Genomic DNA, 20,588 nt, shown 5'->3' on the forward strand with positions numbered 1-20,588 from the left:
CCACCCCTCGCACGCTCGGGGCGGTGCCCTGGTGGGGGGCTTCAGCCGAGGACGAAGTTGACCAGCCGGCCGGGGACGGCGACGACGCGGCGCACCGTCCTCCCGTCCAGGTGCGCGGCGACCTTGTCGTCGGCCCGGGCCGCGGCCTCCAGCGCGGCGGCGTCGGCGTCGGCCGGGACCGTCACCTGGGCCCGCACCTTGCCGTTGACCTGGACCGCCACCTGCACGGTGTCCTCGACCAGCCAGCGCTCGTCGGCCTCCGGGAACGGGTGCCAGGCCAGCGACTCGCCGTGGCCCAGCCGCGCCCACAGCTCCTCGGCGATGTGCGGGGCCAGCGGCGCGACCAGCAGCACCAGCGGCTCGGCCACCGACCGCGGCACCGCGGAGTCCGCCCCGTAGGTCTGGGTGAGGTGGTTGGTCAGCTCGGTGATCCGGGCGATCGCGATGTTGAACCGCAGCGTCGACATCCCGTCCCGGACCCCGGCGATCGCCCGGTGCAGCGCCCGCAGCGTCTCCTCGGCCGGCTGGACGTCGTCCGCCGCCCGGACCGCGCCGGTCTGCTCGTCGACGACGACCCGCCAGATCCGCTGCAGCAGCCGCTGCGACCCGACGACGGCCTTGGTCTCCCACGGCCGGGACTGCTCCAGCGGGCCGGTCGACATCTCGTAGACCCGGAGCGTGTCCGCGCCGTACGCGCCGATCATCTCGTCGGGCGTCACCATGTTCTTCAGGCTCTTGCCCATCTTCCCGTACTCGCGGTTGACCGGCCGGCCCTCGTGGAGGAACTGCCCGTCGCGCTCCTCCACCTCGGCGGCGGGCACGTGGAAGCCACGCTCGTCGGTGTAGGCGTAGGCCGAGATGTAGCCCTGGTTGACCAGCCGCCGGAACGGCTCCTCGCTGCTGACGTAGCCCAGGTCGTGCAGCACCTTGTGCCAGAAGCGGGCGTACAGCAGGTGCAGCACGGCGTGCTCCATGCCGCCGACGTACAGGTCGACGCCTCCGACGTCGGCGGGCTCCCGCGGCCCCAGCCAGTAGCGCTCCAGCTCCGGGTCGACCATCTGCGTGTCGTCGGAGGGGTCCAGGTAGCGCAGGTAGTACCAGCAGGAGCCAGCCCAGTTGGGCATCGTGTTGGTCTCGCGCCGGTACTTCCGCAGGCCCTCGCCCAGGTCCAGCTCCACCGTCGTCCAGTCGGCGACCCGGGACAGCGGCGGCTCCGGCGCGGAGTCGGCGTCGTCGTCGGCGAAGGTCTTGGGCGAGTAGTCGTCGACCTCGGGCAGCAGCACCGGCAGCATCGACTCCGGGACGGCGACCGGCAGGTCGTCCTCGTCGTAGACCACCGGGAACGGCTCGCCCCAGTAGCGCTGCCGGCTGAACAGCCAGTCGCGCAGCTTGTAGGTCGTCGTCGCCTCGCCGTGGCCGCGCTGCACCAGCCAGTCGGTGATCGTCGCTTTCGCGGTCGCCTTGTCCAGGCCGTTCAGTGAGATCTCGTCGTTGGCCGAGTTGATCATCGGGCCGGCGCCGGTGTAGGCACCGCCGTCGAAGTCCTCCGGCGGCTGCACCGTGCGGACCACCGGCAGGCCGAAGACCTGCGCGAACTCGAAGTCGCGGGTGTCCTCGCCCGGAACGGCCATGATCGCGCCGGTGCCGTAGCCGGTCAGCACGTAGTCGGCGATGAACACCGGCAGCTCGCGGCCGTTGACCGGGTTCACCGCGGTGACGCCCAGCCAGATGCCGGTCTTCTCCCGCGCCTCGTTCTGCCGGTCCAGCTCCGAGCGGCGGGAGGCCTGCCGCTGGTAGGTCCGCACCGCCTCGGCCGGGGTCGCCGCGCCGCCGGTCCACCGCGGGTCGGTGCCGTCCGGCCACGCGGCGGCGGTCAGCGTCTCGACCAGGGGGTGCTCGGGCGCCAGCACCACGTACGTGGCACCGAACAACGTGTCGGGCCGGGTGGTGAACACCTCGATGCTCCGGTCCCCGACGGGGAACCGGATCCGCGCACCGGTCGAGCGGCCGATCCAGTTGCGCTGCATCTGCTTCACCGCGTCCGACCAGTCCAGCCGGTCCAGGTCGGCGAGCAGTCGCTCGGCGTAGGCGGTGATCCGCATCATCCACTGGGTCAGCGGACGCCGGAACACCGGGAAGTTGCCGCGCTCGGAGCGCCCGTCGGGCGTGACCTCCTCGTTGGACAGCACCGTGCCCAGGCCAGGGCACCAGTTCACCGGCGCCTGGTGCAGGTAGGCCAGCCGGTGCGCGTCGACGACCCTCCGCCGCTCCACGCCGTCCAGTTCGGCCCATGGGCGGCCCGTCCCGTTCGTGCCCGGAGCAGGCTCGCGCGTGCCGGCGTCCAGCTCGGCGACCAGCTCCTCGATCCGCCGCGCCCTCCCGGCGTCCTCGTCGAACCAGGACCCGAAGATCTGCAGGAAGATCCACTGGGTCCACCTGTAGTAGCCCGGGTCGATCGTGGCGAAGGTGCGGCGCTCGTCGTGGTCGACGCCCAGCCGGCGCAGCTGCCCCCTGATGGCTGCGATGTTGGCCTCGGTGGTGATCCGCGGGTGCTGCCCGGTCTGGACGGCGTACTGCTCGGCGGGCAGGCCGAAGGCGTCGTAGCCCATCGGGTGCAGCACGTTGGCGCCGTCCATGCGGAGGAACCGGCTGGTCGCGTCGGTGCCCAGGTAGCCCAGCGGGTGGCCGACGTGCAGGCCGGCGCCCGACGGGTACGGGAACATGTCCATCACGAAGGCCTTCGGCCGGTCGGCGACCCGCTCGAAGCCCTCGGACAGCCGGCCCGTCGGGTTCGGGGTGTGGAACGTCCCCTCGGCCGCCCAGCGGTCCTGCCACGCCAGCTCGATCCGCTGCGCCAGGGCGGGTGTGTAGCGGTGCGGCGGGACGTCGACCGCCACCTGATCGGCGCTGGGCTGGTCGGCCGTCTGGCTCATCGTGGTGCTCCTGGTCCTCGGGGGCTCGTACCGGCGACGGACAGCAAAAGACCCCTCACGCAGGAGGGGTCGCCGTGCTGACGGGGGGTCTCAGGTCAGCACGGCCGCGCAAGCAGGAGCCGCCTGGTCACCCCTCCAGCCTACCGCGCGCGGCCACCCGGCCCGGCCTCACCCGCAGTGGGGAGATGGCACGGGTCGGGTGGAGCCCCGCTGCGCTCCGGCCGATGTCGGTCAGGTGCGACCCACCCGGCACACCGCCGCCCCGTCCCGCCACGCCCTCGGCCTGACGCTGACGGCCCTGGCCCTGTTCGCCACCGGCGTGTGGAGCCGTCCGGACGGCGAGGTGTGGGCGGTCGCCTACGACCTCGTCCTCTACAACCTCGTGTACGTGGGGGCCGCCCTGGTCTGCGGGATCGCGGCGCGGCGGGCGCAGGCCGACCGGCTGGCCTGGTGGGCGATGACGACCTCCCTCGTGTGGGGCCTCGTGGGCAACCTGGTCTACAGCCTGGTCGTCGCGCCGATGCCCGAGGAACCGTTCCCGTCGATCGCCGACGCCTGCTACCTCGTCTACTACGTCCCGCTCTACGTCGCCCTGATCGGGTTGATCCGTGCCCGCGTCGCGCGGTTCCACGCCAGCATGTGGCTCGACGGGGTCGTGGGCGCCCTCGGCGCGGGCGCGGTCGCCGTCGCCCTCCTCCTCGGGCCCGCCCTGGAGGTCACCGAGGGGCACCTGGCCGCCGTCCTCACCAACCTCGCCTACCCGGTGGCCGACGTCGTCCTGCTCGCCCTGCTGGTCGGGGTGAGCGCGATGCTGGGTGTCCGGCGTGAGCGCACGCTGCTGCTCGTCGGCGCCGCGATCGCGGCCAACCTCGTCGGTGACATCGTCTACCTGGACCTCGCGACTGCCGGCGTCTACGTCGAGGGTGGACCGCTCGACCTCACCTGGCTGTCCGCGATGGCGCTGTTCGCCCTGGCGGCGCACACCAGCGACCCGGACGCCGCCCGAGCGTCGGTGCAGGCCGGCGCGCGGGCGGGCACGCGGGTCGGCTGGCGCGTCCTGGCCCTGCCGCTGACCTGCAACCTGGCGAGCCTGGTGATCCTCGCCGCCGGCTACGGGCACCGGTTCTCCGCCGCGGCCGCCTGGCTCGCCGTCGGGTGCGTCGTCGCCGCCCTGGCTCGCACCGCGATCACCTTCCGTGAGGTCCGCGCCTTCAACGAGGTCCGCGAGCAGGCCCGGACCGACGAGCTGACCGGCCTGCCCAACCGGCGGGCGCTGCTGGACGAGGCCCGCCGGATGCTGGACACCGCCACTGCCCGCCACCCCGCCGCCCTGCTGCTGCTCGACCTGGACGGCTTCAAGGAGGTCAACGACAGCCTGGGGCACCACGCCGGCGACAGCCTGCTGCGGCAGGTCGGGCCGCGACTGCACGGCGTGCTGCACGCCTCGGACACGCTGGCCCGGCTCGGTGGTGACGAGTTCGCCGTCCTGCTGCCCGACGTCCCACTCGACGAGGCCCAGGAGCGGGCCGTGCGGATCCGCGAGCAGCTGCTGCAGCCCTTCACCGTCGAGGGGACCCGCCTGCACGTGGGCGTGAGCATCGGCGTCGCCACGGCCCCCGTCCCCGCAGCGACGGTGCAGGAGCTGCTCCGCTGCGCCGACGTCGCCATGTACACGGCCAAGTCCAGCCGGGAGGGCGTCCGCGCCTACGTCCCCGACCCGCGCGGCGGCACCGGGGACCGCCTGCACACGATGGAGGAGCTGCGGACGGCGCTGGAGGACGGCGGCCAGCTCGCCGTCCACCTGCAGCCGCAGGTCGCCCTCGAGGACGGCCGCGTCGTCGGCGCGGAGGCCCTGGTCCGCTGGCACCACCCGACCCGCGGCCTGCTCTCCCCCGCCGAGCTGCTCCCCGCCGCCGAGCAGGCCGGGCTGCTGCGTCCGCTCGCCGACGCCGTGCTGGAGCTGTCCCTCGCCGCCACCGCCCGCTGGTGGCGGGAGCGCCGCGTGCCCGTCTCGGTGAACCTCTCGGCGGCGGACGTCACCGACCTCGACCTGCCCACCAAGGTCGCCGGGGCGCTGGCGCGGCACGGTCTGCCGGCTGCGGCGCTGACCCTGGAGCTGGTCGAGGACACCCTCATGGCCGACCCCGACCGGGGGCGGGTCGTCCTCGGTGAGCTGCGGCGGCTCGGTGTCCGGACGTCGATCGACGACTACGGCACCGGTTACAGCTCGCTGGCCTACCTGCGCCACCTGCCGGCCGACGAGCTCAAGCTCGACCGGAGCCTCACCCGGGACGTCGGCCGCGACCCGCGGGCCGCGGCGATCGTCCGGCACACCGTGGCGCTCGCCCACGACCTCGGTCTCACGCTGGTGGCCGAGGGCGTCGAGGACGACGACACCGGCGCCGTCCTCGCGGGTCTCGGGTGCGACACCGCGCAGGGGTACGCGATCGCCCGGCCGATGCCGGTGGAGGCGTTCCTCGAGTGGTTGCGGGCGTCCGTCCCGGCGCAGCTGTGACGACACCGTCCGCCCGGCTGGGGCGCAGCCGGTCTCGCGGCGGGCCGGCGAGGGTCGCCCGCGCGTAGGTCGTCCCGGGTGGGCCGTCGCTCCCCCCACCGGGCGGGGTCGGAGCGGAGCAGGCGTCGGGACCGGGCCCTCGGTCCGCCGCGCGACGGCCGCCTGCTCGTCGTGGATGACGCCCCGCCGGGGTCCGGTGGAGGTGCGCAGCTGCACCCGACGACGCTGCCCGGCCCCTCCTGCGGCCGCCGTCCCGGGGACCACGCTCGGGGTGTGCCGTCCGCGGTGAGCGGGCAGGATGGCCGCCGACACGATCAACCGGAGGTGCATCCCGTGTTCCGCAAGAAGACGCACGGCCAGATCATCGGCGAGGAGCTGCAGGAGGGCCTCGCCCACATCGGGACGGCGGTGGCGGAGGCCCGGAAGGCGGCGACGGACCAGCTGGCACCGCGCGTGGAGGCCGCCCGTGAGGCGAGCGGCCCGGCGCTGGACGCCGCCATGGGGGCGGTCGCGCCCAAGGTCGCCGCCGCGGTGGCCGTGGCCGCACCCGCCGTCGAGGCCGCCCGGGACGCGCTGGCCCCGCGGGTGGAGGCCGCCCGCGACGCCCTCGGCCCCCACGTCGTCGCGACCCGCGACGCGCTGACCCCCCGGGTCGAGGCCGCTCGTGAGGCCGCCGCCCCGCACCTGGCCGCCGCGGTGACCGCCGCCCAGGCCGCGGCCACCAAGGCCGCCACCGACCTGGGGCCACGCGTCGAGGCCGCCCGCGAGGCGGCGCAGAAGACGCTGGTGGAGGACCTCGTCCCCCGGGTGGTGGCCGCCCAGGCGGCCACCCTGGCCTACGCCGCGCCCCGGGTGCTCGCCGCTCGCGAGGCGGTGGCCCCCGTGCTGGAGACCACCCGCGAGTCGCTCACCTCGGGCCTGGGCAGCGCCCGCGACGAGCTCGACCTGCGCCGCCTGGAGCTGGCCGCCGCGACCGCCAAGGCCGCGAAGAAGCGGGGCGAGCTGGAGAAGGCGGCGGCGAAGAAGCGCCGGGAACTGGAGAGGAAGGCCGCCAAGGCGGGTAAGGGGGTGAAGCGGAAGGTCGGGATCGAGTCCCAGCCGCGGCGCTGGCCGTGGCTGCTCGCCGTCCTCGGCATCGCCGCCGCCGTGGCGGTGGTGCTGCGCCGTCGCAGCGGCTCCGATGACCTGTGGACCCCCGCCCCCACCGGCGACGGGCCCGTGCCGAGCTACCGAGAGGACCCCGTGCCCAGCTCCCCGAGCAACTCCGGCAAGACCGTCTCGACCGCCCAGACCACGCCTGGCGACGCCACACCGCCGGACACCGACGCCGGCTCGTGGGCTCAGCAGTCCAAGCCCACGGAGAGCCCCGGCTCCGCCACCCCCGGCACCGCCACGACCAGCCCGGACGACCCGGCGCTGGACACCGCCACCGCCTCGCCGAACGACCAGCCGCAGACCGCTTCCGGCGGGGTCGGCTCCGACTCCGAGGACCCGCGCAACCCGGCGACCTGACCGCACCCCACCCCTGAGCAGCGACGCCCGCCTCGACCGAGGCGGGCGTTGCCGTCTCCGGGGGTACCGTGGTCGATCATGAGCGAGACGGCGGCCCCGACCCCCTCGTCCGACACCCCGCTGGCACCCTCCGGCCGCAAGCTGCTGCGCCTGGAGGTCCGCAACAGCCAGGTGCCGATCGAGCGCAAGCCGGAGTGGATCAAAACGCGGCTCAAGACCGGCCCGGAGTACACCGAGCTGAAGTCGCTGGTGCGCCGCGAGGGCCTGCACACCGTCTGCGAAGAGGCCGGCTGTCCCAACATCTACGAGTGCTGGGAGGACCGGGAGGCGACCTTCCTCATCGGCGGCGACCAGTGCACCCGGCGGTGCGACTTCTGCCAGATCGACACGGGCAAGCCCGCCGACTTCGACGCCGACGAGCCGCGCCGGGTCGCCGAGAGCGTCGCCACGATGCAGCTGCGGTACGCCACCGTGACCGGCGTCGCCCGGGACGACCTGCCCGACGGCGGCGCCTGGCTCTACGCCGAGACGGTCCGGCAGATCCACGCCGCCGTCCCCGGCTGCGGCGTCGAGCTGCTCATCCCCGACTTCAACGCCGACCCGGCCCAGCTCGCCGAGGTCTTCTCCTCCCGGCCCGAGGTGCTCGCGCACAACGTCGAGACCGTGCCGCGCATCTTCAAGCGGATCCGCCCCGGCTTCCGGTTCGAGCGGTCGCTGGCGGTCATCACCGCCGCCCGCGAGGCCGGGCTGGTCACCAAGTCCAACCTGATCCTGGGCATGGGTGAGGAGCCGCACGAGGTCGTCGAGACGATGCAGGCCCTCCACGACGCCGGCTGCGACCTGCTGACGATCACCCAGTACCTGCGCCCCTCACCCCGGCACCACCCCGTCGTCCGCTGGGTCAAGCCCGACGAGTTCGTCGGCTTCCAGCAGACGGCCGAGGAGATCGGCTTCCCCGGCGTGCTCGCCGGGCCGCTGGTCCGCAGCTCCTACCGGGCCGGCCGGCTGTACCAGCAGGCCGTCGAGGCGCGCGGGCTGACCCGCTCGATCTGAGGACGGCGTTCCCTGGCCCGCTGCAGGGGCCCGCCGTGAGCTCGCGAGCGGCGGGAGGCAGCGGGTCCTCCGACTATCCTGTGGGTATGGCACGCAGCAGGCCCACCGACCCCCCCGCGCCCGCCGGCACCGGCAAGGCCGCCACCGGGCCCGGCTCCCGCTTCCGCGGCCGGAGCGGGTCGACCGGGGCCACGGCCTCCGGCCGAGGCGCAGGCACGGTCGGCAAGGACGGCCGGCCCAAGGTGGGCCGGCTCAAGAAGGTCGGCAACCAGGCCCGCATGATCAAGCAGGCCTACTCGCTGACCCGCAAGAACGACCCCAAGCTGCCCTGGGTCATGCTCATCGCCTTCGTCGCGGTCGCCGCCGTCATCGAGCTGATCGCCATCCTCTTCGGGGCGCCGTTCCTCTTCCTGCCCATCGCGATCATCTTCGGTCTGCTGGCCGCGATGATCGTCTTCGGCCGCCGCGCCCAGGGCTCGGCCTACCGCCAGGTGGAGGGCCAGCCCGGCGCCGCGGCGTGGGTGCTCGAGGGCATGCGCGGCGACTGGCAGGTCTCCTCCGGCGTCGCCGGCACCACGCAGCTGGACGCCGTGCACCGGGTGCTCGGCCGTCCCGGCGTCATCCTGGTCGCGGAGGGCTCGCCCTCCCGGGTCCGCCCGCTGCTGGCCCAGGAGAAGAAGCGCATCGCCCGCATCGCCGGTGACGCCCCGATCTACGACGTCCTCGTCGGCGACGAGGAGGGCCAGGTGCCGCTGCGCAAGCTCAGCGCGCACGTGATGAAGCTGCCCCGCAACCTCTCGGGCGGTGAGCTCAACGCCCTGCGCAAGCGGCTGTCCGCGCTGGGCGGGCCGCGGATGCCGGTCCCCGGCGGCCCGATGCCCGGCGGCCGTCAGATGACGGTCAGCCAGCGCCAGGTGCGCCGGCGGTAGGACGACGCGACGAGAGCCCCCGTGCCGGCCGGCACGGGGGCTCTCCTGCGTTCAGCCCCGGACGACCGCGGTGTCGGTCAGCCGGTCGTGCAGCCCGCGCCCGTCGGCGTCCACCACGAGCGCGGGCACCAGCACCATGAGCAGGCCCGTGCGGACGACGGCCCGCCACAGGGCCACTCGTCGCCCGGGCCGCGGGTGGGCCAGCCGCAGCCCGAGCAGCCGCATGCCCGGCGTCTGCCCGAAGGCGACCAGGGTGCCGACGGTGATCAGCGCGAACGACAGCAGGCTCCAGTTGCCGGGCAGCACCGGGGAGGTGAACAGCCCCGCGACCAGCGCCGCGGCGATCGCGTCGACGGAGAAGGCACCGACCCGGCTGGAGAAGGTCGCCAGCGAGCCGGGGCCGTCGGAGGGCAGTCCCAGTGCGGCGCCACGCGGGCGCTCCTGAGAGGGTGGCTGCGCGTCCCCGACCATGACCCCAGCGTAGGAGGCGCCTGCAGGACACCCGCCCGGCCGACGAGCAGCGGGCCGGCGACACGCCGGAGGCGTTGTTACCGGGCCGAAACACCCGAGACACCCGAGGGCAACCGCCCGCTCGTAGGTTCGACACCGGCTGTCCGCCCCAACCCGGAGGATCGATGTTCACCAGTCCCGACGAGGTCGCCGCCTACATCCGCGACAACGACGTCGAGTACGTCGACGTCCGCTTCTGCGACCTGCCCGGCGTCATGCAGCACTTCACGATCCCGGCGTCCACCTTCGGGGAGGACACGTTCTCCGAGGGCCTCGGCTTCGACGGGTCCTCGATCCGTGGGTTCCAGGCGATCAACGAGTCCGACATGCTGCTGCTGCCGGATGCCAACAGCGCCTTCCTCGACCCGTTCCGCCGGCACAAGACGCTCAACGTCAACTTCTTCATCCACGACCCGATCACCCGTGAGGCCTACAGCCGGGACCCGCGGAACGTGGCGAAGAAGGCCGAGGCGTACCTCGCCTCCAGCGGCATCGCCGACACCGCCTACTTCGGCGCCGAGGCGGAGTTCTACGTCTTCGACTCGATCCGGCACGGCACCGGCATCAACGAGGGCTACTACCACATCGACGCGGTCGAGGGCTCGTGGAACACCGGTGCCCTGACCGGCGAGAACGGCGGCCCCAACCTGGGCTACAAGACCCGGCCCAAGGGCGGCTACTTCCCGGTCGAGCCCTACGACCACCAGAGCGACCTGCGCTCGACGATGATGACCAACCTCACCGCGGCGGGCCTGCAGCTCGAGCGCGGGCACCACGAGGTCGGCACCGGCGGCCAGGCCGAGATCAACTACAAGTTCGACACACTGCTCCGCTCGGCCGACAGCCTGATGCTGTTCAAGTACATCATCAAGAACACCGCCTGGGCCGAGGGCAAGAGCGTCACGTTCATGCCCAAGCCGCTGTTCGGTGACAACGGCTCGGGCATGCACTGCCACCAGAGCCTGTGGAAGGACGGCGAGCCGCTGTTCCACGCCGAGACCGGGTACGCGGGCCTGTCCGACATGGCACGGCACTACATCGGTGGGCTGCTCGCCCACGCGCCGTCCCTGCTGGCCTTCACCAACCCGACGGTGAACAGCTACCACCGGCTGGTGCCGGGCTACGAGGCCCCGATCAACCTGGTCTACTCGGCTCGCAACCGCTCGGCGTGCACCCGCATCCCGATCTCCGGTGACAGCCCCAAGGCCAAGCGCATCGAGTTCCGGGTGCCCGACCCGTCGGCCAACCCCTACCTCGCCTTCTCGGCGATGCTGATGGCCGGCCTGGACGGCGTGAAGAACAAGATCGAGCCACCGGCCCCGGTGGACAAGGACCTCTACGAGCTCCCGCCCGAGGAGGCCCTGGGCATCGAGAAGGTCCCGGCCTCGCTGGACGCCGTCCTCGACCGCCTCGAGGTCGACCACGAGTACCTCATCGACGGCGGGGTGTTCACCCCCGACCTGATCGAGACGTGGATCGAGTACAAGCGGGAGAACGAGATCGACCCGATCCGGCTGCGCCCGCACCCGCACGAGTTCGCGATGTACTACGACATCTGAGCCCGGCGCTCCGCTGCGCGGCCCCCGTCCTCGTGCAGAGGGCGGGGGCCGCGGTGCGTCCGCGGCGCGAGGCGGCCCGGTCGCCCAGGAGGGGACGCCGGTACCGTGCAGGCCGATGTGTCAATCCCCGGGGACCAGATCGTCCGCGACGGTCGGAGACGTCCCGCCGTCGTCGTCGTGGGCCCGACAGCGAGAATGCGAGACTCCATGACCACCGACGGCAACCGCACCAGCGTGGCCGTGATTGGCGCCGGCCCCGCCGGGCTGACCGCCGCCTACGAGTTGGTCCGTCGCCAGGTACCGGTCACCGTGCTGGAGGGTGACTCGATGGTGGGCGGGATCAGCCGCACCGCCGAGCGGGAGGGTTGGCGCTTCGACATCGGCGGCCACCGCTTCTTCACCAAGGTCCCCGAGGTGGAGGCGCTCTGGCACGAGATCCTCCCCGACGAGGACTTCCTCCTCCGGCCGCGGATGAGCCGCATCTTCTACGACGGCAAGCTCTACGACTACCCGCTGAAGGCCGGTAACGCCCTGGGCAACCTCGGTCCGGTCGAGGCCGTGCGCTGCGTGGCGTCCTACCTGTGGGCGCGGATCCGCCCGCCGAAGAACCAGGACACCCTCGAGGGCTGGATCGTCGCCCGGTTCGGCAAGCGCCTCTACGAGCACTTCTTCAAGACCTACAACGAGAAGCTCTGGGGCGTCCGGGTCGACCAGCTGCCGGCGGACTTCGCCGCCCAGCGGATCAAGAACCTGTCCCTGACCGGTGCGGTGGTCAACGCGCTGACCTCCAAGCGCAACCAGAAGGAGATCACCTCCCTCATCGAGGAGTTCCAGTACCCGAAGTACGGGCCCGGGATGATGTGGGAGACCGCCGCACGCAAGGTGCAGGAGCGCGGCGGCACGGTGGTCATGGAGGAGAAGGTCTCCACCGTGCACTGGGAGCCCGGTCGCGGGGTCACCGGTCTCACCACGGTGGTCACCGGCGGGTACGGCCCCGGCGCGGGCGCTCCCGACGCGACCCGGACCGACATCGGGGCCGAGAAGCACTACGAGGCCGAGCACGTCATCAGCTCGATGCCGTTCTCCTCGCTGGTGCACGCGCTGGACCCGGAGCCCCCGGCAGAGGTGCTCGCGGCCGCCAACGGTCTGAAGTACCGCGACTTCCTCACCGTGGCGCTGGTGCTCCCGGTCGAGGCCGGCTTCCCGGACAACTGGATCTACATCCACTCCCCCGACGTCCAGGTCGGCCGGATCCAGAACTTCGGCTCCTGGTCGCCGTACCTGGTCAAGGACGGGCGCACCTGCCTGGGCCTGGAGTTCTTCGTCAACGTCGGCGACGACACCTGGAACCGGTCGGACGAGGACCTCGTCGCCCAGGGCGCCCGCGAGCTGGAGCAGCTCGGGCTGGCCAAGGCCGCCGACGTCGAGCGCGGCTTCGTCGTCCGGATGCCCAAGGCCTACCCGTTCTACGACGCCGGGTACAAGGACAACGTCGAGGTCATCCGCCGCTGGATGGAGGCCAACACGCCGAACCTGCACCCGGTAGGGCGCAACGGCATGTTCCGCTACAACAACCAGGACCACTCGATGATGACGGCGATGCTGACCGTGCAGAACATCGCCGACGGCGCGAAGCACGACATCTGGGACGTCAACGTGGAAGAGGACTACCACGAGGAGGTCTCGTCGCAGCGCTCGGACGCCACGGCGGACGACCACGGGAGTCCGCGCCCGACGGCGGCCTGACCCAGGTACCCGGCGCCCGCCGCCGGCCCGAGCCCCTGGGGGGCACCGGGCCGGCGGCGGGCGCCTTCGCGTCCGGGGCCGGGAGGTCCCCTCAGGCTGCGTCGCCCTCCAGGGCGACGTCCTCGAGACCGACCACGACCTCGTTGGTCTGCAGGGTCACCAGCCAGGCGAGGGCGTGGTCCTCCACCGGCCGGCCCGAGACGTCGGCGATGGCCGCGAGCTGGGCGGCGACCAGACCGCGGGCGGCCTGGTAGACGTCGGCCGCGGTCACCGCCGTCCCGAGCTCGGCGAGCCAGAGCCGGCCGTCCGGCAGCCCGCGGACCTCGGGCTGGTTCCCGACCCCGAGGTCGGCGGCCGCGCTGGCGAGCAGGGAGATGCCGGTGCGCAGGTCGCTGCGGCGATCGCGACGGTGGGGCGACGACGGCACGGACACGGGTGCCACCTCTCGGACGGGCCCGCGGGGCCACGGCTACGTGCCCTCGATCTCGGCAGCCCCGGGCGCCGGCCGGACGGCTGGGCACACGGGTGTGACTCGGGTGACGGACGAGCCGGGTCGTCGCACGCGGATGCGGCCCCGGCCCCCTCAGCGGGGGCCGGGGCCGCGGTCCTGGTCGGCCTCAGCAGCAGCGGCTGACCGGGTTGCGCTCCAGCTCGTCGGCGCGGCGCCGCTCGAACTCCCGCCGGGTCATCGGCTGGTGCCCGTGCTCGGCGCAGTGCCGCACGTAGTCGTCCCACCGGGCCTCTCCGGTGAGCTCCTTGAGGTACCAGTGCACCCCTCGCAGAGCCCGGGTGACGGCTGACCGGACGGCGGTGGCGTGCCTCTCGGTCACCGCGACGGCCCCTCCTCCGTGAAGGTGCCGTGGCCTCGCGTGCCCGCGCCGACCAGCCGCTCCTGCTCGGCCATGGCCCGCTTCTCCTCCGGGGTCGCGAACAGGCCGGAGGGCTCGACGATCGACGACGGCACCGCCGGCTCCTCAGTGGTCGGCACCGCGCCGCGGGCCCGGAGCGCCCGGGCGATCACGACGACGGCGTTCACCACCACCACGAGGACCAGGAGCGCGAAGACGGCCTGCAGCACGCCGTTCAGCGTCGAGTTGTAGATGATCCGGTCCATCTGGTCGGCGTCCTGCGCCGGCGCCAGGAGCTCCCCCGCTGCCTGGGCGTCGGCGTACCGCTGCCGCTGCGCGAAGTAGCCGACCCTCGGGTCGGCCGAGAACACCTTCTGCCAGCTCGCCGTCATGGTGACGATCAGGTCCCAGGCCAGCGGGATGCCGGTCACCCAGGCGTACTTCACCTTGCCGTGCTTGATCAGCAGCACCGTGACCAGGGTCAGCGCGATGGCGGCCAGCAGCTGGTTGGCGATGCCGAACAGCGGGAAGAGCTGGTTCACGCCGCCCAGCGGGTCGGTGACCCCGACGTAGAGGATGTAGCCCCACAGCGCGACCACCACGGCGCTGGCCATGATGTTGCCGGGCCGCCAGGACAGGTCGCCGAAGCGCTTCCAGACGTTGCCGATCGTGTCCTGGAGCATGAACCGGCCCACGCGGGTGCCGGCGTCGACGGCGGTGAGGATGAACAGCGCCTCGAACATGATCGCGAAGTGGTACCAGAAGGCCGCCATCCCGGAGCCGAACGCCTGCGACAGGATGTTGGCGATGCCGACGGCCAGGGTGGGCGCACCGCCGGTGCGGGAGACCAGGCTCGGCTCCTGGATCGCCGCGGAGGCCGCTGCCAGGTCCTGCGCCGTGGTGTCGAAACCCAGCCCGTTGACGTAGGCGGCGGCGCTCTCCGCCGTGCCGCCGGTGACGCCGGCCGGCGCGTTCATCGCGAAGTAGAGCCCCTGGTCGATGACCACCGCCGCGATCAGGGCGCTGATGGCGACGAAGGACTCCATGAGCATGCCGCCGTAGCCGATCAGGCGGACCTGGCTCTCCTTGGCGACCATCTTCGGCGTCGTCCCGGACGAGATCAGGGCGTGGAAGCCCGACAGCGCGCCGCAGGCGATGGTGATGAAGACGAACGGGAACAGCGAGCCGGCGAAGACCGGGCCGGTGCCCTCCCGGGCGAACTCGCTGACCGCGTCGGCCTGCAGCACCGGCCGGGCCAGGAGCAGGCCGACAGCGAGGAGGACGATGACGCCGATCTTCATGAAGGTCGACAGGTAGTCGCGCGGGGTGAGCAGCAGCCACACCGGCAGCACCGAGGCCACGAACCCGTAGACGACGAGCGCGATGACCAGCCACTCCTTGGAGAGGGTCAGCGCCTCACCGAGCCCGGTGTCGTCGATCAGGCCGCCGCCGATGACCGCGGCCAGCAGCAGGACGACGCCGATGGCGGTGGCCTCGAGGACGCGTCCCGGCCGGAGAGTCCGCAGGTAGACGCCCATGAACAGGGCGATCGGGATGGTCAGGGCGATGGAGAACACGCCCCACGGGGACTCGGCGAGCGCGTTGACGACGATCAGCGCGAGCACGGCCAGGATGATGATCATGATGGCGAAGACGGCGATGAGCGCCGCGATGCCGCCGACGATGCCGATCTCCTCGCGGACCATCTGGCCCAGGCTCTTGCCGTTGCGGCGCATCGAGAAGAACAGCACGGTCATGTCCTGGACCGCGCCGGCGAAGATGACGCCGACGATGATCCAGATGGTGCCGGGCAGGTAGCCCATCTGCGCGGCGAGCACCGGCCCGACCAGCGGGCCGGCGCCGGCGATCGCGGCGAAGTGGTGCCCGAACAGCACCCGCCGGTCGGTCACGTCGAAGTCGATCCCGTTGTGCAGCCGCTCGGCCGGGGTCGCCCGCCGGTCGTCGACCTGGAGCACCCGGCGCGCGATGAACTTCGCGTAGAAGCGGTACGCGATGGCGTAGGAGGACAGCGCGGCGAAGAGGATCCAGAGTGCCGAGACCGTCTCACCGCGCGCCAGGGCGAGCACCGTCCACGCGACAGCGCCGACGATGGCCACCGCCGTCCAGACGATCACGGTCTTGAGTGACGGGCGGCGACGGCCGGCCCCGCCCGGGGGTCCTCCGTCGGTGTCGGACCTGCTGACGGTGGTGGACACGGTCGCCCTCCCTGCGTGTGCAGACAGCGCCCCGACGACGCTGTCCTGTGGACGCAGGGAGCATGCCAAGCTCCCGGCCCGGTCCACCAGGAGGGGCGCGGGTCGTGACCGGCCCGTGATCGCGGGCCGGCCCCTGCCGGGTCCCGCCGGAGCTCGAGACGGGTGGGGAGGACGGGGTCCTTCCACGGTGGGGGCCGGGGTCCTCCCGTCAGCCCCAGACCTCCCGGGCGGTCTCGACGACGAGCGCGAGCTTGGCGATCTGCTCGTCGCGGGTCAGCGCGTTGCCCTCCACGGTCGAGGAGAACCCGCACTGCGGGGACAGGGCCAGCTGCTCCAGCGGCACGTAGCGGGCGGCCTCGTCGATGCGCCGCTTGAGGTCGTCCTTGCTCTCCAGCTCCGGGCGCTTGGTGGTGACCAGGCCCAGGACGACGCGCTTGCCCGGGGGCACGAAGCGCAGCGGCTCGAACCCGCCGGAGCGGGCGTCGTCGTACTCCAGGAAGAACCCGTCGACCTCCAGGCCGCCGAAGAGGGCCTCCGCGACGAAGTCGTAGCCGCCCTCGGCCACCCACGAGGAGCGGAAGTTGCCGCGGCACATGTGCGTGGTGACCGTCAGTCCCTCCGGGCGGCCGGCCAGCGCGGCGTTGATCTGCCGGATGTAGCGCTCGTGCTGGTGCTCGGCGTCGCGCCCCTGCGCGGCCAGCTCGGCGCGCTGGGCCGGGTCGTTGAGGTAGGCCAGGCTGGTGTCGTCGAGCTGCAGGTAGGTGCAGCCCTGCGCGGCGATGCCGCGCACCTGCTGGGCGTAGGCCGCCGACAGCGCGTCCCAGAAGGCGTCCTCGTCGGGGTAGACGGCCGGGTCGATCGCCGCGGCGCCGCCGCGGTAGTGGACCATCGAGGGCGACGGGATCGTCAGCTTGGGCGTCTGCCCCTCCCCCACGACCGACTGCAGGTAGGCGAAGTCCGGGCCGAAGATCGGTTCGTCGATCGACAGCGGCCCGTCGACGTGCAGCCCGGCAGGCGTGAAGTCGATCGTGCCGTCGGCGTTCTTGAAGTGCACGACGATGTCCTCGCCGGTGACCTTGGTGATGCCGTCGATGGCGTAGATGAAGTCCATGTGCCAGGAGGCGCGGCGGAACTCGCCGTCGGTGGCGGTCCGCAGGCCGACGTCCCCCTGCAGCCGGACGACGTCGGCGATCGCCTCGTCCTCGGTGGCGCGCAGCTCGGCCGCGTCGATCTCCCCGGCGGCGAAGCGGGCGCGGGCGTCGAGCAGGCGCTGCGGGCGCAGGAGGCTGCCGACGTGGTCGGCGCGGAACGGCGGCCCGGAGGTGTCGGTCATGGCCCGAGCTTGCCCGCCGGCGCGGCGTGTCGCACCGCCTCGGCTCCTGGCGGTGCTCCGCCCCTGCGACGGGGTACGCGACGCACATGACCGACCCCTTCGAGATCGAGGCACAGTCCGAGTCCGAGTCCGAGTCCGAGTTCGTCGTGCGGCTGCGCGGCGACGGCGGGGAGAGGGAGTCCTGGTTCCGGCTCAGCCCCGGGCTGCGCGAGGAGCTCGGCCTGGCGGTGGACGACGAGGAGCTGGTTCGGCGGACCGTCCGCTTCCTCCTCGGCCACCAGGACGCGGCCGACTTCCCCGACATCGTCGAGATCGAGGACGTCGTCGCCGGTTACCCCGACTACCTCGACGCCGTCCGCGGCTGACCGCTCCGGGACACCACGGTGATCCGGATCGTCCGGGTCCACGAGCTCGACCCCGGCGTCCCGGGGGCCCGGTTCCTCGTCGACCGGTTGTGGCCGCGCGGGGTCGCCCGGGACGCGCTGGAACTGGACGGCTGGCTCCGCGACGCCGCTCCCAGCGACGAGCTGCGCCGGTGGTTCGGCCACGACCCGGCCCGGTGGGCGGAGTTCCGCCGCCGGTACGTCGCCGAGCTCGACGCCTCCCCCGGGGCCTGGGCGCCGCTGCGGGCCGCGGCCGCCGAGGGCGACGTCGTCCTGCTCTACGCGGCCCGGGACCGCGAGCACAACAACGCCGTCGTCCTCCGCGACCACCTCGAGCAGGCGATCGAGGCCCCCGGACGGTGAGGCCCGGGCCGGCGACCACGGGCAGCGCTCCTCGTCGGGCCGGGTGAGGGACCCGACGAGGAGCGCAGCGGGACGAGGTCAGCCCTTCTTGGTCCACTCGATGCGGATGTCGTCCTTCACCCGCTCGTCACGGCAGCCGTCGCGATCGGCGTCGGCGCACCAGACGACGTACTGGGTACCCGGCTTGCTGTCGTTGTTCAGCCGGGCGTGGAACTCGAGGTCACCGGCCTTGCCCGTCCGCTGGTAGCTGGACTGGAAGCACAGGTCCATCCGGCCGTCGCCGTCGGTGTCCGACAGCTTCGAGTACTCCCGTCCGCCGGCGTCGGGGTCGGGGCAGGCGCTGATGTGGCCGACCCCGGAGCTCTGGAAGGAGGCCGGGCCGTTCTTCTTCTCACCCTTGCGGCCGAGGAAGCAGGCGTCGTTGTGCACGTTGCGGTTCGTCGCCCCCCGGTCGCTGAGCTGCTGCCGGTCCTCCTGGTCGGGCCGGGCGCAGGACGAGTTGTCCTCGACGTCCGGGTTCTCCGTCGGCATGCCGTTGTCGGGGTTGATGTAGGAGGCGGCGCGCACGCCGCCGTAGCCGCCACCCCCGTAGCCGCCACCGTCGCCACCGTGGGCCAGCGAAGGGGAGGTGCCCAGTCCCAGCGCGGCGACGCCCATGGTCGCGATCACTGCGGTCCGGATTGCCAGTCGCATGAGGAGCTCCTTCGGTGTGGCCCGTCGTCCCGACCCGGCAGGCGCGGGTCACTGGTGTGTACGGGGCCCACTGCGATCCGTTGGAGATCCAGGTGACCTTCTCGTGGACGGGTCCACCACCGATGGCCGCCGGTCCCCATCGGTCGCGCACCTGTCGGTGCACTCGACGCCGTGGGTGCAGCGCCTCCGGCACGCCCCGGATGCGCCTCGTCCTGTCGGACCGGGACGCTGGAGCCCGACGGGCACCCGGTGCGACGGAGGCCCGCAGGCGGCGTGCGGCCCGGTGGGCGGGTCTCCGCCGCCCCCCAGGTCACGGCGGGTCGTGGCGCAGGCCGGCGAGGGCGTCTGGCGGGAAGGTGCAACTGGTGTCGCCGAGCAGCAGGGCGCGGTAGGTGGCCGTGGCCGCCTCCTCCAGGTTCAGCGCCCGTCGGAAGGCCATGCCGACGTCCGGCCCCAGCGCCGAGCAGCCATGGTGGGACAGCACGATGCAGTCGTGCTGCCGCGCCTGCTCGGCAGCACGGTCGGCGAGCTTGTCGGAGCCGTTCGGGGAGTACGGGACCGTGCCGACCGACCGCACGTAGCAGGCGTGGTCGAGGGTGATCAGCCGGATCCGGTGGCCGAGGGCGTCGACCAGGACGGCGTGCTGCGGGTGCAGGTGGACGACGGCGTTGACGTCCGGACGGGCGCGGTAGGTGCGCTGGTGGAGCTTCCACTCGCTCGACGGTCGCTCGGCACCGGCGGCGACCTCGCCGTCCAGGGTCACCACGCTGAAGTCCGCGGGGGTCAGCCGGTCCAGCCACGTACCGGCCGCGGTCACCAGGAAGTCGGTCTCCCCCGGCAGCCGGGCGGAGAGGTTCCCGCCGCTGGCCAGCACCAGCCCGCGCTCCACGGCCAGGCGGCCCACCTCGACGAGTTGCTCGACCACCTCCTCGCGGGTCGCCGGTGCCCTCATGCGGCGAAGTAGGAGGCCACGTCGGAGGGGGCGAACCGCCCGCGGTCGGTGACCACGACGCTGACGAACCGCGGCGGGGTCACGTCGAAGGCGGGGTAGACGCCGGGAACGGACCCGGACGCCGTGCGGTGGCCGAGGCACTGCAGCACCTCGCGCCCGTCCCGGTCCTCGAGCTCGACGGCGGCCGCGTCCGGCGCCTGCGGGTCCGGGGCCTGGACCAGCGCCAGGTACGGCACCCCGAAGGTGTGCGCGGCGACCGCGATCTGCAGGGTGCCGATCTTGTTCACGACGGAGCCGTCCATGGTCACGCGGTCGGCGCCGGTCACGAAGGTGGTGACGTCGCCCCGGCTCATGAGGTGCGCGGGCATGCCGTCGGTGACCAGCCGCGTGGGGACGCCCATCTCCGCCAGGCTCTCCGCCGTCAGGCGGGCGCCCTGCAGGTAGGGCCGCGTCTCGGTGCACACGGCGTCGATCCGCTTGCCCGAGCGCAGCACCGCAGCGACGGTCTCGGTGAGGTAGGACTCCGCCCAGCAGTGGGTGAGGACCGTGGCGCCGTCCGGGATCAGCGCGGCGGCGTGCTCCCCGAGACGCCGGTGGCCGGCCCGGTGCCGCTCCGCGACCGCCCGGGCTGCCCGTTCCACGGCGGCCCCCGGCGGCTCGCCGGCGTCCACGGTGGCGGACGCCACCGTGAGCAGCTCGGCCACGACGTCCCGGATCGCGTTGTTGGTCGGCCGGGTGGCGACCAGCCGGCGGCCGGCCCCGGTCAGGAACTCGTGGCGCGCCCGTGCCGTCGGCAGCCGGTCGGCCTCCCGGGCGGCGAGGGTCATCCCGCCCGCGGCGGCGAACAGCGGGCCGAGGCTCTGGGTGACCATCTCCTCGATCGCCCGGGCCACGTCCTCGTGGCTGCGGCAGGTCACCCAGGTCCGTTCGAAGGGGAAGACGCGGCGGTCCAGGATCCGGACGGCGTCCGGCTCGACGACGACGCTCTCCCCGACCAGAGTCGGGACCGGGACGTCCACGGTGGCGGTCACGGCCGGGGCACT

Annotated in this window: 17 protein-coding genes; 8 read left to right on the top strand and 9 right to left on the bottom strand. The window is 73.0% G+C overall.

The window, feature by feature from the left end; genetic code table 11:
* Window positions 1-41: 41 nt before the first annotated feature.
* Window positions 42-2,933 carry a leucine--tRNA ligase gene (gene leuS / locus BMW27_RS06200; protein WP_091440664.1) on the bottom strand — a complete coding sequence of 964 codons (2,892 nt, stop codon included), beginning with the start codon at window positions 2,931-2,933 and terminating at the stop codon, window positions 42-44.
* Window positions 2,934-3,168: 235 nt separating this feature from the next.
* Between leuS and BMW27_RS06205 the strand changes: the two genes are divergently transcribed.
* From BMW27_RS06205 to BMW27_RS06220, 4 genes are all read left to right on the top strand, one after another.
* Window positions 3,169-5,448, top strand: coding sequence for a putative bifunctional diguanylate cyclase/phosphodiesterase (locus tag BMW27_RS06205; protein ID WP_091440667.1), 2,280 nt, complete (start codon window positions 3,169-3,171; stop codon window positions 5,446-5,448).
* Window positions 5,449-5,781: 333 nt separating this feature from the next.
* Window positions 5,782-6,960: a hypothetical protein gene (locus tag BMW27_RS06210; RefSeq protein WP_091440671.1), complete on the top strand. Its 1,179-nt coding sequence runs from the start codon at window positions 5,782-5,784 to the stop codon at window positions 6,958-6,960.
* A gap of 78 nt (window positions 6,961-7,038) precedes the next feature.
* Complete coding sequence (gene lipA, locus BMW27_RS06215; protein ID WP_091440674.1) at window positions 7,039-8,013, top strand: lipoyl synthase; 975 nt, start codon at window positions 7,039-7,041, stop codon at window positions 8,011-8,013.
* 86 nt (window positions 8,014-8,099) lie between these two features.
* Window positions 8,100-8,942, top strand: coding sequence for a DUF4191 domain-containing protein (locus tag BMW27_RS06220; protein ID WP_091440677.1), 843 nt, complete (start codon window positions 8,100-8,102; stop codon window positions 8,940-8,942).
* A 51-nt stretch (window positions 8,943-8,993) separates the two neighbouring features.
* Here BMW27_RS06220 and BMW27_RS06225 read toward each other — a convergent pair whose 3' ends face one another.
* Entirely contained in the window at window positions 8,994-9,413 is a 420-nt protein-coding gene (locus BMW27_RS06225) for an RDD family protein (protein WP_091440681.1), read from the bottom strand.
* Window positions 9,414-9,577: 164 nt separating this feature from the next.
* On the opposite strand from BMW27_RS06225, the gene glnA reads away from it, so the two are divergent.
* Together glnA and BMW27_RS06235 are read left to right on the top strand one after the other, a co-directional pair.
* A complete protein-coding gene (gene glnA, locus BMW27_RS06230) occupies window positions 9,578-11,011 on the top strand; it encodes a type I glutamate--ammonia ligase (protein ID WP_091440684.1) in 1,434 nt (477 codons plus the stop codon).
* Between the two features lie 207 nt (window positions 11,012-11,218).
* Window positions 11,219-12,757 (top strand): NAD(P)/FAD-dependent oxidoreductase, encoded by a 1,539-nt coding sequence (locus tag BMW27_RS06235; RefSeq protein ID WP_091440687.1) that lies wholly within the window; start codon window positions 11,219-11,221, stop codon window positions 12,755-12,757.
* Between the two features lie 91 nt (window positions 12,758-12,848).
* On the opposite strand, the gene BMW27_RS06240 is transcribed toward BMW27_RS06235, so the two are convergent.
* The 4 genes from BMW27_RS06240 to BMW27_RS06255 form a co-directional block, all read right to left on the bottom strand.
* A complete protein-coding gene (locus BMW27_RS06240) occupies window positions 12,849-13,190 on the bottom strand; it encodes a hypothetical protein (protein ID WP_091440690.1) in 342 nt (113 codons plus the stop codon).
* Window positions 13,191-13,374: 184 nt separating this feature from the next.
* The gene (locus BMW27_RS06245) at window positions 13,375-13,587 is read right to left on the bottom strand and encodes a YbdD/YjiX family protein (RefSeq protein ID WP_091440693.1); all 213 of its coding nucleotides are present in this window, start codon (window positions 13,585-13,587) and stop codon (window positions 13,375-13,377) included.
* A complete protein-coding gene (locus tag BMW27_RS06250; RefSeq protein WP_245743334.1) occupies window positions 13,584-15,740 on the bottom strand; it encodes a carbon starvation CstA family protein in 2,157 nt (718 codons plus the stop codon). The genes BMW27_RS06245 and BMW27_RS06250 overlap by 4 nt, the downstream gene beginning before the upstream one ends.
* A 289-nt stretch (window positions 15,741-16,029) precedes the next feature.
* The gene (locus BMW27_RS06255) at window positions 16,030-17,154 is read right to left on the bottom strand and encodes a 5-methyltetrahydropteroyltriglutamate--homocysteine S-methyltransferase (protein WP_091440699.1); all 1,125 of its coding nucleotides are present in this window, start codon (window positions 17,152-17,154) and stop codon (window positions 16,030-16,032) included.
* A gap of 86 nt (window positions 17,155-17,240) precedes the next feature.
* Here BMW27_RS06255 and BMW27_RS06260 point away from each other — a divergent pair, with 86 nt between their 5' ends.
* Window positions 17,241-17,519, top strand: coding sequence for a hypothetical protein (locus BMW27_RS06260; protein WP_091440702.1), 279 nt, complete (start codon window positions 17,241-17,243; stop codon window positions 17,517-17,519).
* Window positions 17,520-17,537: 18 nt separating this feature from the next.
* A complete protein-coding gene (locus tag BMW27_RS06265) occupies window positions 17,538-17,900 on the top strand; it encodes a DUF488 domain-containing protein (RefSeq protein ID WP_091440704.1) in 363 nt (120 codons plus the stop codon).
* Window positions 17,901-17,978: 78 nt separating this feature from the next.
* Here BMW27_RS06265 and BMW27_RS06270 read toward each other — a convergent pair whose 3' ends face one another.
* The 3 genes from BMW27_RS06270 to BMW27_RS06280 form a co-directional block, all read right to left on the bottom strand.
* The gene (locus BMW27_RS06270; protein ID WP_139206832.1) at window positions 17,979-18,593 is read right to left on the bottom strand and encodes a hypothetical protein; all 615 of its coding nucleotides are present in this window, start codon (window positions 18,591-18,593) and stop codon (window positions 17,979-17,981) included.
* 310 nt (window positions 18,594-18,903) lie between these two features.
* A complete protein-coding gene (locus BMW27_RS06275) occupies window positions 18,904-19,545 on the bottom strand; it encodes a class II aldolase/adducin family protein (protein WP_091440715.1) in 642 nt (213 codons plus the stop codon).
* Window positions 19,542-20,576 (bottom strand): s-methyl-5-thioribose-1-phosphate isomerase, encoded by a 1,035-nt coding sequence (locus tag BMW27_RS06280; RefSeq protein ID WP_245743335.1) that lies wholly within the window; start codon window positions 20,574-20,576, stop codon window positions 19,542-19,544. Before BMW27_RS06280 ends, BMW27_RS06275 begins: the two co-directional genes overlap by 4 nt.
* Window positions 20,577-20,588 lie beyond the last annotated feature (12 nt).

Source organism: Geodermatophilus poikilotrophus, from assembly GCF_900111455.1.
GTDB classification, from domain to species: domain Bacteria; phylum Actinomycetota; class Actinomycetes; order Mycobacteriales; family Geodermatophilaceae; genus Geodermatophilus; species Geodermatophilus poikilotrophus.